Genomic DNA, 14034 nt, shown 5'->3' on the forward strand with positions numbered 1-14034 from the left:
TCATGAAAAAACTCATTCTAAGCGCAGCATTATTGTTGCCCAGCGCGGCTTTTGCCCAGCCTTCCTCACAAGTCGCCTGGACTGCCGAACAGTTAAATTTCGTGAAAGCCGGCAACCCGCAAAAAGGCGAAGAACTGGCCAAGGCTTGCAGCGCCTGTCACGGCGAAAAAGGCATCAGTATCTCGGCGGCGTTCCCGTCGCTAGCCGGGCAATTGCCGACCTATTTGTACAAGCAATTGCAGGATTATGCCGACGGTAGCCGGGATAACACGATGATGTCGGGCTTGGCCAAAACCCTGAGTAAACAGGACGCCGCCGATTTGGCAGCATGGTTCGGCTCGCAACCGCCTGCCTTCCAATCGAAAACGGTAATGGTCTATGAAAAAGCCGAAGCCTTGGTTAAAAACGGCAGCCGTGAGCGGGTGTTACCACCTTGCGAAGTCTGCCATGGTGGCGACGGCAAGGGCCAAGCCGTCGATATTCCGGCCATCTCCGGCCAAAATGCCGATTACATCTCGGCTACACTGCATGCGTTTAAGGAAGGCTCTCGTCACAACGACATCTACAGCCGGATGCGCATCATCGCGCAAACCCTGACTGATGAAGAAATCAGCGAACTGGGTTATTACTACCAAAATATCAAAAACTAGTAATATGCTTGGCACGGGAGGCAAGGCTTCGGCCTCCCGTTTTAAATCTTGCGCTAAGCGATACCCTGCTCAATAACCCGGAAAACATCTATGTCTGATCGCAACCAAACACCTGTTAAATATGCGTACAAAGGCGCCAATCTGATCAGCTTCGGCCTCTCGATCAAATTGCTGTTCACCGGTTATCTAACGACGATAGCCGCCGGTTATTTGATGGCCTTAATCCAGATTTTGTTTACCCACGGCATGGCCGACGGCAAATTCGGTTTGTCGATGGACGATATTGTTTACAGCTACTATGGCGACCGCTCCGGTTCGGTGTTGGAATCCAAATTAAATGGATCGATGAAATATAACGCACCGGAACAGGAGCGTTTCAAAATCATTCAATGGGTCAGGGATGGCGGTGAGGAAGCGGTTTATAACAAGGACATAAAACCCATCGTCGAGCAATTTTGCATAGGCTGTCATAGCGCCAATGCCGGTTCGTTGCCGGATTTCACTAAGTTCGAAAACTTAAAAAAGCTGACCGAATCAAACGAAGGCGCTACCTTTCAATCACTGACCCGCTTGTCGCATATCCATTTGTTTGGGATCAGTTTTATTTTTATGTTTGTCGGCATCATTTTCAGCTTCAGTACCGGTGTGCCTTGCAAATACAAATACCCCGCCATCGTGATGCCTTATTTGTTTCTACTGATAGACATCGCCTCGTGGTGGCTGACTAAACTCAATCCCCACTTCGCCTTATTGGTGATTGTCGCCGGGGCCGGCTTGGGCGTTTCCTTTGCGTTTATGTGGACCGTGTCCATGTATCAAATGTGGGTACTGGGCGGCATTCTGAAGCAATCCGACCGCCGCAACGCGATATTGCGCGATTAACTGCTGAGTTGATTGGTGGGGCGCCGGCAAATTTTTAGGCGCCCACTTTGCGATGACAGGCGGCGAATTTAATCGGTAAGTTGTTCCGCAGTGGCTAGAATTTTCGCTAAATCGTCATTCTGGCTGTCGAGTATTTCCAGACAAACCGCCTCATCCAACCCCAGCAAGTCCGGCACTTCCTCCGGACACACCTGGTTCGATGCGTCGCCTATGCCTAAACGTCCCAACAGGCAATCGCTGTAAAACGTCAGCAGATTCAGTTGGTGGTTTTCGCCGCGATAGAAGGGGTTGTGATGGTGATAGACAATATCGGTAATCATGCGCGGCATCGACCACACATTCATCAGCCAGGCCCCAATTTCGGCATGATTCAGCCCGAAGGCAAAAGTTTCCAGATTGAAAATCGCCAGACTGGGATTGGCGGTGATCAAGCCACTCAAATAACTGAATTCGTCAGGAAAACGATGCCCCAGTAACGGGAAACCGATATTGTGCATCAAGCCTGATAAAAACAAGGCTTGCGGCTCAGGTCGCGTAGCGGCCGGCATAACGGCGGCCAACTGCGCCATCAAGCGGGTGCTGGCCAAGGCATGGGTCCAGAACATCCGCGTACCTATCTGCCCCTCCTTCGGCGATTTCAACGGTGCCAGCACCGCCAAACCCAAAGCCAAATCCAATACAAAATCAAACCCCAACACACGAGTAATCGCATCATGCACGGTCGTGATCTGGCCGCGATAACCGTAGAGCGCAGAGCTGGCCCAACGGGTAATTTGCGCTGTCAATAAAGGGTCGAGTTCGATGATGTCGGCTAATTTGCGCGCATCCGCGCTGGGATCGGCGATCAGGTTCAATATGCGCAGCGCGCTGCCGGGCAAAGGCGGCAGCGCTTTAATCTGGGCGATAGTCTCGCGCATGTCGCGCGGCGGGGTCAAACCGTTGCGTTGCCGGCTGCCAACGTTATCAAGCGTCCAGTTTATCAGGTTGGATTCCATCATAGCCCCGCCACTTAATTTAGATTGAGTCGGTTAAGTTTACGGTACAGCGTTCGTTCACTGATATTCATTTCCGCCGCTATCAACTTGCGATTCCCCTGATACTTGCTGATCAAACTATTGATAAACTCCGCCTCGAATTGCGCCATGCTGTTAATTGGCGGGGAATATGCATCGCTACTTGCCTCACTGGCGGCGGCCGGCTCCCCTACTGCTTGGCGCTGCATAAAATGTATGTCGGCTTCTTGAATGCTTTTATCCTGACACAAGCCGGCCGCCAATTGCAGACAGTTTCGCAGCTCGCGAATATTGCCGGGCCAAGCGTATTGGATAAGCTTGATTAAGGCCGATTGCGTCATTGTATAGCCGCTATCGGCCTCGGTGTTTAACTGCGCTAAAAAATGATCGATCAATAAGGGCAAGTCCTGTCTACGCTGCCTCAGTGGCGGCACTTCGACCGGAAACACCGATAAACGGTAGAACAAATCTTCGCGAAACCGACCGGCTTTGACCATGTCCGCTAAATTTCTATGCGTAGCACATACCACTCTGACATTGGCTTTTTGCATCGCCGTGCCGCCTACCCGCCGAAATTGGCCGCTTTCCAGGGCGCGCAGCAGTTTGGGCTGTTGCGACAGCGGCAAATCGCCAATCTCGTCGAAGAACAGGGTGCCATTGTTAGCTAATTCGAATAAACCTTTTTTTGCAGATGTCGCGCCGGTAAACGCACCCTTTTCATGCCCGAACAATTCGCTTTCAAATAACTCTTCGCCCAGAATCGTACAATCGACAATCACAAAATTGCCATCCGCCTGCCGGGAATGGCTATGCACAAATTCCGCCGCCAATTCCTTACCGGTGCCGGTCTCACCCAGCAATAATACCGGTGCTTGCGTATCCGCCGCCTGTTGCAGCCGAGTTTTATATTGTGCAAACGCCGTCGACTTACCGATCATGGCCGGTGCCTCGTTGCCTTTTGCCGCGGATCTTTTCAACACGGTTAGCGTTTCGCCTAAATACAATGTGGCATCGGCATCCAGCAACGGAAAACCGCGCGCACTAAAAGAACGCTGTGAACTGGCATCGTTGGTGTCGGCAAAAATACCGGCGTAGGCTTCCAGAGTTTGAAATAAGCGCTGATGGCGACAATTGCGGTTTTCGACGCAGCAGGGTTGGCCGACCAAATTCTGCCGCATGACGCCAAAACTCTGTTCCCAAGCGCGATTCACTGCCACGATGCGTAAATCGGCGCCGATTATGATCAGCGGCAGATCATGAGTTTCCAGCAACGATTCCAGCGTAAAGGCACTGTGCGGCATAAATTCCTATCAATGTTTTCGGTGTTGTTAGCGCGTTAAAGGCCATTTAAACCCTTCAGCCCTTGGCATCAATGTTGCGCAATACCGCTAAGGATAACTCATTCATCACCAGGGAACATCTATCAAAGTTGGTCAACTGCCGTTATGAATACGCCTATTTTTTAACCCTAGGGCAAGCGAAGCAGCATAACTATAGACTCAGATGCGCCTACTGGGTGGGCCATCAAAACCGCAATGGCGAGAATGGGCGCCTCATTCATCCCACAACGATCAGGTGTGCCGGTATGCGAGCCACAGCTAAAGACCGCAATCCAATGAAAAAAGGGAGGTTAAGAATTTCAGGAAAATGCAAAAGATGATGGGCAACAACGATATGACAATCGTTGGCATACTGCAGCGTCGGGGCTTACTAACCAAACGGGGCCGGCAATCGGCCCCGTAAAGTTTTTTTGACTGGAGCGCCTATTTACATCTGCGATTGCAGATAGTTTTGAATGCCGACTTTTTCGATCAGGTCCATCTGGGTTTCCAACCAATCGACATGCTCTTCTTCGCTTTCCAGAATGTGTTCGAACAATTCCCTGGTGACGTAGTCGTTGATGCTTTCACAATAAGCTATCGCCTCTTTCAACAAAGGCAAGGCCAGATGTTCCAATTTAAGGTCGCATTCCAGCATTTCCTTGGGGTTCTCGCCTATCATCAATCTACCCAGGCTTTGCAGATTGGGCAATCCTTCCAGAAACAAAATCCTTTCGATCAACTTATCGGCGTGTTTCATTTCGTCGATCGATTCGTGATATTCCTTTTCATTCAGCTTTTGAAAGCCCCAATTTTTGAACATCCGGGCATGCAAAAAATATTGATTGATGGCAGTTAATTCGTTTTCCAGTGCCTTATTTAAAAATTCGATTACTTTTTTATCGCCTTGCATGTCAAATCTCCTGGGTTTTTATGATTAGTTGGGCGTCATTCGCAGCCTGCAATAGCCGACATGCATTTTTTCTATCCAAAATTTGCGCAATGTCCTTGTTACATTTACCGCAATCGCCCCCGACGCCGAAACATTGCACCAACTGTTTCCGCGAACATAAGCCGCTGTCTATGGCAGCATCGAGCTGACTGTCGGTGACGGCTTTGCAAAGACACACGTACATGGGCTACGCCACCCGCCTGCGCTGAACTTGCGCCGGATCGGCGGTGATTTTACGATAAATCTCCACGCGGTCCCCTTCCTTAACCGATGCATCCAATTTGGCCAGTTTACCGAAAATCCCGACCTTTTGGCTCTCCAGATCGATCTCGGGATATTGCGTCAACACGCCGGACAATTCAATCACTTCGGCGATGGTACTGCCCTCCGGCACTTCCAGCCGCAACCAGAGTTGCCTGTCCGCCTGCGCATAACATACACCCACATTCATAGTTTACGCCCCTTCTTCCAAGACAACCGAATCAATAATGGTCGGTTCTGTAATTTTGGCCGCCGCTTTCCGGTCCAACAAGCGTTTCAATGCCACCATGAAACCCAGCATGATGAAGCCACCAGGCGGTAATGCCATCAACAAAAAACCTTTGTATTCCGGAATCAAAGTGGTTTCCAAAAACCGGAAACTTTCGCCCAACAGCACAGAGGCGTTGGCGAATAAAGTGCCGGCGGAACTAATCTCCCGCATCGCCCCCAGCACCACCATCGCCGCGGTAAAGCCCACCCCCATCATCAAACCATCCCACATCGACGGCATCACCGGTTGCTTAGAAGCAAACGCTTCGGCTCGACCGAGAATGACGCAGTTGGTGACAATCAACGGGATAAACAGGCCCAGTACCTTATGCAACTCATGCATCCAGGCGTTTAGAAAAATATCCACCAAGGTCACCAACGCAGCAATCAGCAACACGAAAATCGGGATGCGAATTTCAGACGGAATCAGATGCCGGCTCACCGATACGGCGGCATTCGATGCCACCATTACCACCATGGTCGCTAGGCCCATACCCAAGCCGTTGGTCGCGGTACCGGTGACAGCCAGCAACGGACAAAGTGCCAGATTTTGCGTCAACACGACGTTATTGTCCCAAAGGCCGTCACGGGCAATTTTTCTATATTGTTCTGAAAACAGAATCGAAAGATTCATAGCAAGGTCTCCTTGCAGCGATATTAGTTTTGATTTGGTGTCGCTCACGCGACGACTAGTTGAAATCGTTCTTGGACTGTCCAGCGACAAGTGCAGTTTGACATCGGATAGGCTCTATTTCTCAGCCAACAGCTCCGCTTGATGCGCTTTATAAAACTCCAACCCCCGCTTGATGGCCTGTACGACCTTGCGCGGCGTAATCGTCGCCCCGCTGAACTGATCGAACACGCCGCCGTCTTTTTTTACCGCCCATTGTTCGACGGTCAAGTTATTCAAGGATTTGCCGTTGAAGGACAGAACCCATTTAGATTTGGTCACTTCGATTTTATCGCCCAAGCCCGGCGTCTCGACATGAGCGATAACCCGCACTCCTAGGATTTCGCCTTTGCTGTCGATACCCATCACCAAACTGATCGGTCCGGCATAACCGTCAGGGGCAACGAATTTAAAACAGACTGCGTTAACCAAACCCGCCTTTTTAGCCAGATACACTTCGGTTTGCTCCGCGCCCAGATTAGCATCGGCGGAAGACAGCAGCACACTGTCTTTCAGCAAGTTGTTATCGTAAAGCTCTGCCGGAACCACTTGCTCCAGGTTGGCCTGCAGATCTTCCTGCAAGCGCAGCTCTATCACGCCGCGCGTCGCCAGATCGGCAACACCCAATAAAATCGCCGCCAGCAATGCAAATCCCCCCAACACGCCAGCCTGATACTGTAATAGCGGCCGCAGTTGTTCCAAATTTCCTGGCTCCAGCCACACGGCCAGTTTTTGCCTAAAGTTACTCAAGATACGCAAGGCGTACTCTAAATATTGGTTGGCTTTAGGAGGTAATTTAACGGGTTCGGAATTCATGGCCTGTCTCAGGAATTGGAAATATCGAGCGGCTTGCCGTTTCGGTAGCGGCCATAAATTCTCGGACGAATGTAATGATCGATCAGCGGCGTAACCGAGTTCATCAATAAAATCGCAAAACCGGTGCCTTCCGGATAGCCGCCCCAAGAGCGGATCACGAAAATCAATAAACCACAGCCGGCCCCAAAAATCACTTGGCCTAAAGGTGTGTTAGGCGACGTGACATAATCGGTGGCGATAAAGAACGCTACCAACATCACCGCGCCGGAATTCAAATGCACCCAGGGTCCAAGGTAATGTTGACTATCCCAAGCATGAAAAATCGTCGACAACAGAAGGATACTGAACAGCAACGAGACAGGGATGTGCCATTTGATGACCCCTTGGCGCATCAGCCAAATGCCGCCGGCTAGTAATAATAAAGACGAGGTTTCCCCCAAACTGCCGCGCTCCCAACCAAGAAACGCTAAAAATCCCGAATATTCGATCAAACTGCCGGGCAACAGCCGGTTTTGCGAAAACTCAGTCTTGACCCAACCCAACGTCGTGGCGCCGGTCACCGCATCCGGGTTTTCCAAACCGCTAAAGGTGATCGCTAAGCTATCGATCACGCCGGGCCCGGTGAACAGAGGCGATACGTTGGCCCAGGTAGTCATCTCGATAGGAAAGGAAATCAGCAAAGCCACCCTGGCCAGCATGGCTGGATTGAACAGGTTTTGCCCCAAGCCGCCGTAGACATGCTTGCCCAACACAATGGCCAGCGCCGAGCCAACCACGCCTATCCACCAAGGCGCCCAAGGCGGCAGAGTCATAGCCACCAGTAGACCGGTGACGATCGCCGAACCGTCGCGCAAATAAGGCATTGCCGCCACACCTTTCATCTTCAGGCACAAGCCTTCGAAAGCCATTGCAGACAGCACGGTAACCGCCAGCAAATACAAAGCCGGCCAGCCGAACAAAAACACGCCGCAAGCAGTGGCCGGTGCCAAGGCGAGAATCACCAAACGCATGATTTGATCGACGCGGCGGGTGGCCGCCACGTGAGGCCCGCTAATCGGTTTATTACTCATACGGTTTCCTCTGCTGGCGCTGCTTGCGCCTGTTGTGCGGCAGCCAAACGGGCAGCTCTGGCTTCCTGAGCACGCAAAGCTTCCGCTTCGGCTTCCAATCTGGCTCGCTCCATCCGATTATTTCTATCTTCGACTAAACGCTTGGTTTGTTCAGCCTTGTGCTCGGCTTGTTGGCGTTTAACTAACTCGCCGGAAGCGAATTTAAAGTAGTGCACCAAGGGTATATTCGACGGGCAGACATAAGAACAACTGCCACAGCTAATGCAATCTTTTAGGCCCAAATCAACCGCAGAGTCTAATTGATTGGCTTTGATCCGGCTGGCCATTTCCAAGGGCAACAAACCTACCGGGCAAGCGGTCACGCAACTGGAACAACGAATGCAAGGCTGTATAGCCGGCTCGTCGATGTCGGCATGCGACAAGGCCAGGATGCCGTTGCAGGCTTTCACCACCGGCACTTCGGCAATTGGCAAAGCGTCACCCATCATCGGTCCGCCCATCACTAAGCGGGCCATTTTCGACTTTTCCAATCCGCAAAACGCTAATACTTCCGACATCAAGGTGCCGATGGGCACTTCCACATTTCTGGGTTTGGCAACGGCCGCGCCGGAGACCGTAACCACCCGGCTAATCAAGGGTTGTCCCAAGCAAATGGCTTGATAGACGGCAAACGCCGTGGCGACGTTGTGCACCACCACCCCAATGTCCGTGGCTCGCCCGTCGGCAGGAATTTCCTGGCCGGTTAAATAACGCAACATTTGCCTATCCCAACCCATCGGATAGCGGGTCGGCACTTGCGCCACCACGATATTGGAAAAATCCCGGGCGGCCGTTTGCATGGCCGCGAAAGCTTCGGGTTTATTATCTTCGATACCCACCATAGCCTTCGGGGCATCCATGCCGCGCAACATTAACCGGATGCCGGCAACGATTTGCTCCGCGCGCTCTTGCATCAAACGGTCATCGCAAGTCAGATAAGGCTCGCATTCGCCGGCATTAATCAGCAAGGTATGAATCTTGTTTTTGCGGCCTAAACTGAGTTTGACCGCCGACGGGAATACCGCACCGCCTAAACCCACCACGCCAGCAGCACCAACTCGTTGACAAATTTCTTCCGGCTCTAGTTGAAATGGGTCTTCCGGAACGATTAACTCGGCCCATTGTTCCTTACCGTCGCTTTCAATCACCACGGTGCGAATCGGCAGGGCTGACGGATGCGGTGCCGGAAAATCTTTGACGTCGGCGATGATGCCCGATGTTGGTGCATGCACAGGCGCCGAAATGGTGCCTTGGCTATAGGCCAGCAATTGGCCCTTCAGTACTTTCTCGCCGACCTTCACCACCGGCTCGGCAGGCTTGCCGACATGCTGTTGCACCGGAATGTACAATTTCTTAGGTATTGGAAAATCGGTAACAATGCTAAGCGGAGAGGTTTCGGATTTGTGCTCTTCGGCATGGATACCGCCGCGCAAACGGGGATTTTCGAACAAGGCGAACATAGGTGTCTCCGTCTCAAGCGGCCAGCGGTTTGGGCCAGCGCCAGTTGCGCAAGGTCACTTCCACAGGGTGCATTTGCAGACATTCGGTAGGACAGACTTCCACACATTTCTTGCAACCGATACAGGCATCCGCCACCACCGCGTGGATTTGTTTGGGTGCGCCGACGATGGCGTCTGTAGGACAAACCTTGAAGCAGCGGGTGCAACCGGTGCAGGTTTCTTCACTGACTCTGGCCACCATCGCTTCCTGGTCTTGGGTTTGGCTCAAATCGACATCAACACCCAGTAATTTGGCCAGTTGTTCCACCAGCGACGTACCGCCCGGCGGGCATAATGTCACCGGCGCGGCGCCGGACACCACAGCCTCGGCAGCCGGCCGGCAACCGGGAAAGCCGCATTGGCCGCATTGCGAACCGGGCATTAAGGCTTCAACTTTCTCGATCAACGGATCGGACTCCACCTTCAAGTATTTAGCGGCAATCCCCAAAGCCACGCCCAGCAACAATCCCAGCGATGTCAAAATAACGATGGCAGATAAAACGTACATGATGTGCCTCTTATTTGCTGTAAAGCCCCGCGAATCCCATGAATGCCAGCGACAGGATGCCGGCGGTGATAAATGCGATGGGGGTGCCGGAAAAAAGCGCCGGTACTGCCATGAGCGCTAAGCGTTCACGTAGACCGGCGAAGAGCACCATCACCAGGGTAAAACCCATTGCCGAACCAAAGCCGAACAGCAGGCTTTGCACGAAATTGTATTTCTCTTGGATGTTAAGCAGCGCCACACCCAAAACCGCGCAATTAGTCGTAATCAGCGGCAAAAAAATCCCCAAAACCTGGTACATGACCGGACTGGTTTTGTGTATCACCATCTCGGTAAACTGCACCACTGCGGCGATCACCAAGATAAAACCCAGCACGCGCAGAAAACCGATATCGAACGGTATCAATAAACGATGCTCCAGCACCCAGCTGGCCGCGGACGCCAGTGTCAATACAAACGTTGTCGCCAAACCCATGCCCAATGCGGTGTCCAGCTTGTTGGAAACGCCCATGAATGGGCATAACCCCAAGAACTTGACCAACACGACATTGTTGACCAAGGCTGTACCCAATATCAGAAGTAAGTATTCGCTCATCGTTTTCGACCCGGTGTTTTGCAACAAGACAGCATCATTTATGCCAACGCCTTAAAAACGCCGTAACTCCCCATTTCAGTGCAAAGCCGCAAGATTTGCCGCGAACATCTCTGTCCTAAAAAACACAGAGCCGGAACAAGTACAGTTAAATTTGTCGTAAACCATACAAATCGCCGGGATTTTCCAATAGCAGCTAAGCGAAAACGCATTTGGCTCTCTAATTGCATGTATTTTTCCAACTTAAGCCCAGAAAAAACACGCGAGAACCATTTGCCATGACCAAATCCACCCCTGACTACCTGCAAGGCCAGATTGAGATTGAAACGGCCGATATACTATCGCCAGCCATCGGCCCTAGCGGGCAATCGCCAAGAAGCGGCAAAACCTCTAAAACACTGCCTTTCTCTTTGTTTGTTAAGGCGGTGGAGCAAGCGCCGGTGGCCATTTCGATCACAGATAAAAAAGCCAATATCCTTTACATCAACCAGGCTTTCACCGATGTAACCGGCTACAACGCCGCTGAAATTTTGGGCCAAAACGAATCAGCGCTGTCCGACAAGTCCACACCCAGACAGATTTATTATGATTTGTGGCACACCATTTCCCGTAAGCAGGTTTGGCACGGCCAATTGGTCAATCGGCAAAAAATGGGGCAACGCTATCTGGCTGATCTGACCATCGCGCCGATGCTGGACGACCGCGGCGCCATCAGTCATTACATTGGTATGCACCGCGATGTCACCCAGGCACACTACGCGGAACAACAAGTTAATAACCAAAAACAATTGATCGAATCGGTACTGAACGCTTCGCCGGTGGCAATGGTGGTGCTCGATTCGGACAAACGGGTCGTGCTCGATAATCAGATGTACAAAATGCTGATCAGCGAACTCGATAAAAAAGAGCCCGCGCTGTTCTTTCTGGAAGCGCTGGAGCAAGACATGGGCGACTTGTGGGGCGACAACATCGATCGGCAACAAGGTTTTGCCAATCGCGAGGTACGGATTGAAAGCGCGGGGCTTAAAGGCACGCGCTGGTTTTCCTGCTCCGGCAACTGGTTTATTGAAAACGATGTCTGTGCAGACAGCTTCTTTGCCAGACAATCCAAGGATTACTTGTTGCTGACCATTAACGACATCAGTCCCTTGCGCCGGCAGCAGGAAAAGCTACAGATACAGACTTTGCGCACCATGTTGGCGGAAGAAGAACACATCCGCAGCATCCGCGAAACCTTGCTGGGCGCAATGCATCAGATTCGCCAGCCCTTGAACCAGATTCACGCGGCGATTCAAATCATGACGCAACGCAATGACGCCAACAATAGTCCGATCCGCGACCTATTGGGCCAAGTGCAAAAAATGGGGGAAGAAACGCTTGCCACCTTGCAGCGCTGTGTGCCGGAAATACCGGAGTCCGCGGTGGTGCCGGTGAACTTGAATCAGCTGCTGCACGAAGTGATGCTGCTGTATAGCACCAAGTTTTTGGCAAACGGCATCGTAGTGGATTGGCTGCCCAACCCGGTGTTACCCAATATCCTCGGCTCCGAAAACAAGTTACGCATGTTGTTCAAGCAATTGATCGACAATGCGGTCAATGCCATGAATCGTGCGGGCAGCCAGGAACGCATCATCAAAATCAGCACGGCTATCGAGCATGATTGGGTTTGCGTGTCGATAGCCGATTCCGGCCCCGGCATACCTGCCAACCAACGGAGCAAAGTATTCGAACCGTTTTTTACCACCAATCAAAGCACCGCCGGCGTCCAGGCCGGCATGGGACTGGTCATGAGCAAGGAAATCGTCAATCAGCATAACGGCATGATAGAAATCGACCCGCAATACAAAAACGGCTGTAGTTTTAAAATTAGCTTTCCCTGCCAAAAAAACCTAGCGATGGTGAACATCCATGAGTGATCGTTTATTGCTGGTTGAATCCGAACTGGATACGCTATTTCTGGTCAGTCAATTGCTGAATAGCACGCATGACTTGCGCACCAAGCTGAAAGGCATCCTGGAGATTTTGCACAAGCGTAACGGCCTGCATTTCGGCATGATTACCCTACGCGATGTCGATGACGACAGCATGAGCATTTGCGAGATCTACGGCGACGGCATAGACCGCTCGGTGCGTTACCAACCGGGCGAGGGACTGGTAGGCGCTATCCTCGACGAAGGCAGCACGATTGTGGTGGAACGCATCGCCGACGAGCCGCGTTTTTTAAGCCGCTTGGGCGTGTATAACCCGGATTTACCGTTTATCGGCTCCCCACTAGCCATCGAACAAGGCGAAGTGGTCGGCATTTTGGCTGCGCAGCCTTGTACTTCGACGTTTTTGGGCGAGCGCGCCCGCTTCATGGAAATGGTCGCCAACCTGATCGCCCAAAGCGTGAACATGCTGCGTGTAATGGAACGCAAGCAAAACGAACTAGCTAGCGAACGCGACTATTTAAAACAAACACTGGTCAAAAACTACCGCTTCGAAAACATCATCGGCCATTCCGAGCCGATGCTGAAAGTGTTCGACATCATCCGGCAGGTGGCGAAATGGCATACCACTGTGTTGATTCGCGGCGAATCCGGCACCGGTAAGGAAGTGGTGGCCAGCTCGATACACTTTAACTCAGCCTGCGCCAACGGCCCGTTTCTAAAATTGAACTGTGCAGCCTTGCCCGACACCTTGCTCGAATCGGAATTATTCGGCCATGAGAAAGGTGCATTCAGCGGCGCAATCGGCCAACGCAAGGGCCGCTTCGAACTGGCAGACAACGGCACGCTGTTTCTCGACGAAATCGGCGAGATCTCCGCGTCGTTTCAGGCCAAATTATTGCGCGTGCTGCAAGAAGGCGAATTCGAGCGAGTGGGCGGCGTTCGCACCCTGAAAGTCAATGTCCGCATCATTGCCGCCACTAACCGCAATCTGGAGCAGGAAGTCGCCGAAGGCAATTTCCGCGAGGATTTGTATTACCGCTTGAATGTGATGCCCATCAATATGCCGCCGCTGCGCGAACGTATCGAGGACATTCCGGAACTGGCCAGCTTTCTGTTAAACCGTATCTCCCGTCAACAAGGCGGCCGGCCATTGGAAATCAAGGAAAGCGCGATCCGAATTTTGATGAAACACGATTGGCCAGGAAACGTCCGCGAACTGGAAAACCGCCTGGAACGCGCAGCCATCATGAGCCAAGAAGGCATTATCGACCGCGACGTGATTGCCAGCACCGGCCTGGAAAACGAAATAGGCATCAGCCGCACCCCGCAATCGATCAAACACATTGATCTGCACGACGAAAACATGGACGAACGGGAGCGGGTGATTGCCGCGTTGGAGCAAAGCGGTTGGGTACAAGCCAAAGCCGCGCGCTTGCTGGATATGACGCCTAGGCAGATTGCTTATCGGATTCAGACCTTGAACATCAATGTTAAGCAGATTTAGAAAACCTGCCGCTCAAGTTAAGCTGAGAGGGGGCGATTGAAATTGCCCCGTCCTAAGGAAA

15 protein-coding genes are annotated in these 14034 nt (G+C 52.0%); 4 read left to right on the top strand and 11 right to left on the bottom strand.

Annotated elements, in window-relative coordinates; all coding sequences use genetic code 11:
* Positions 1-2 precede the first annotated feature (2 nt).
* Both JWZ98_RS16915 and JWZ98_RS16920 read left to right on the top strand, forming a co-directional pair.
* Complete coding sequence (locus tag JWZ98_RS16915; protein ID WP_205451121.1) at positions 3-650, top strand: c-type cytochrome; 648 nt, start codon at positions 3-5, stop codon at positions 648-650.
* Between the two features lie 90 nt (positions 651-740).
* Positions 741-1532 (top strand): elongation factor 1-alpha, encoded by a 792-nt coding sequence (locus JWZ98_RS16920; protein ID WP_051669692.1) that lies wholly within the window; start codon positions 741-743, stop codon positions 1530-1532.
* Positions 1533-1600: 68 nt separating this feature from the next.
* On the opposite strand, the gene JWZ98_RS16925 is transcribed toward JWZ98_RS16920, so the two are convergent.
* The 11 genes from JWZ98_RS16925 to rsxA form a co-directional block, all read right to left on the bottom strand.
* The gene (locus JWZ98_RS16925) at positions 1601-2530 is read right to left on the bottom strand and encodes an HDOD domain-containing protein (RefSeq protein ID WP_084153217.1); all 930 of its coding nucleotides are present in this window, start codon (positions 2528-2530) and stop codon (positions 1601-1603) included.
* An 11-nt stretch (positions 2531-2541) separates the two neighbouring features.
* Entirely contained in the window at positions 2542-3846 is a 1305-nt protein-coding gene (locus JWZ98_RS16930; protein WP_205451122.1) for a sigma-54-dependent Fis family transcriptional regulator, read from the bottom strand.
* 466 nt (positions 3847-4312) lie between these two features.
* Positions 4313-4777 carry a bacterioferritin gene (gene bfr, locus JWZ98_RS16935; RefSeq protein WP_205451123.1) on the bottom strand — a complete coding sequence of 155 codons (465 nt, stop codon included), beginning with the start codon at positions 4775-4777 and terminating at the stop codon, positions 4313-4315.
* Position 4778: 1 nt separating this feature from the next.
* Positions 4779-5000, bottom strand: coding sequence for a (2Fe-2S)-binding protein (locus JWZ98_RS16940; RefSeq protein WP_033155644.1), 222 nt, complete (start codon positions 4998-5000; stop codon positions 4779-4781).
* 3 nt (positions 5001-5003) lie between these two features.
* Complete coding sequence (locus tag JWZ98_RS16945) at positions 5004-5267, bottom strand: RnfH family protein (RefSeq protein ID WP_171694546.1); 264 nt, start codon at positions 5265-5267, stop codon at positions 5004-5006.
* Between the two features lie 3 nt (positions 5268-5270).
* Entirely contained in the window at positions 5271-5981 is a 711-nt protein-coding gene (locus JWZ98_RS16950) for an electron transport complex subunit E (protein ID WP_205451124.1), read from the bottom strand.
* Positions 5982-6095: 114 nt separating this feature from the next.
* Positions 6096-6833: an electron transport complex subunit RsxG gene (gene rsxG, locus JWZ98_RS16955; RefSeq protein WP_205451125.1), complete on the bottom strand. Its 738-nt coding sequence runs from the start codon at positions 6831-6833 to the stop codon at positions 6096-6098.
* An 8-nt stretch (positions 6834-6841) separates the two neighbouring features.
* Positions 6842-7903 (bottom strand): RnfABCDGE type electron transport complex subunit D, encoded by a 1062-nt coding sequence (locus tag JWZ98_RS16960; RefSeq protein ID WP_205451126.1) that lies wholly within the window; start codon positions 7901-7903, stop codon positions 6842-6844.
* Positions 7900-9402 (bottom strand): electron transport complex subunit RsxC, encoded by a 1503-nt coding sequence (gene rsxC, locus JWZ98_RS16965; protein WP_205451127.1) that lies wholly within the window; start codon positions 9400-9402, stop codon positions 7900-7902. The genes JWZ98_RS16960 and rsxC overlap by 4 nt, the downstream gene beginning before the upstream one ends.
* Before the next feature lie 13 nt (positions 9403-9415).
* Complete coding sequence (gene rsxB, locus JWZ98_RS16970; RefSeq protein ID WP_033155651.1) at positions 9416-9949, bottom strand: electron transport complex subunit RsxB; 534 nt, start codon at positions 9947-9949, stop codon at positions 9416-9418.
* A gap of 10 nt (positions 9950-9959) precedes the next feature.
* Positions 9960-10541: an electron transport complex subunit RsxA gene (gene rsxA, locus JWZ98_RS16975; RefSeq protein WP_026147191.1), complete on the bottom strand. Its 582-nt coding sequence runs from the start codon at positions 10539-10541 to the stop codon at positions 9960-9962.
* A gap of 275 nt (positions 10542-10816) precedes the next feature.
* Here rsxA and nifL point away from each other — a divergent pair, with 275 nt between their 5' ends.
* Both nifL and nifA read left to right on the top strand, forming a co-directional pair.
* Complete coding sequence (nifL, locus tag JWZ98_RS16980) at positions 10817-12454, top strand: nitrogen fixation negative regulator NifL (RefSeq protein ID WP_033155812.1); 1638 nt, start codon at positions 10817-10819, stop codon at positions 12452-12454.
* Positions 12447-13973, top strand: coding sequence for a nif-specific transcriptional activator NifA (nifA, locus tag JWZ98_RS16985; protein WP_020485085.1), 1527 nt, complete (start codon positions 12447-12449; stop codon positions 13971-13973). The genes nifL and nifA overlap by 8 nt, the downstream gene beginning before the upstream one ends.
* Positions 13974-14034 lie beyond the last annotated feature (61 nt).

Source organism: Methylomonas sp. EFPC1, assembly GCF_016925515.1.
Taxonomy (GTDB): domain Bacteria; phylum Pseudomonadota; class Gammaproteobacteria; order Methylococcales; family Methylomonadaceae; genus Methylomonas; species Methylomonas defluvii.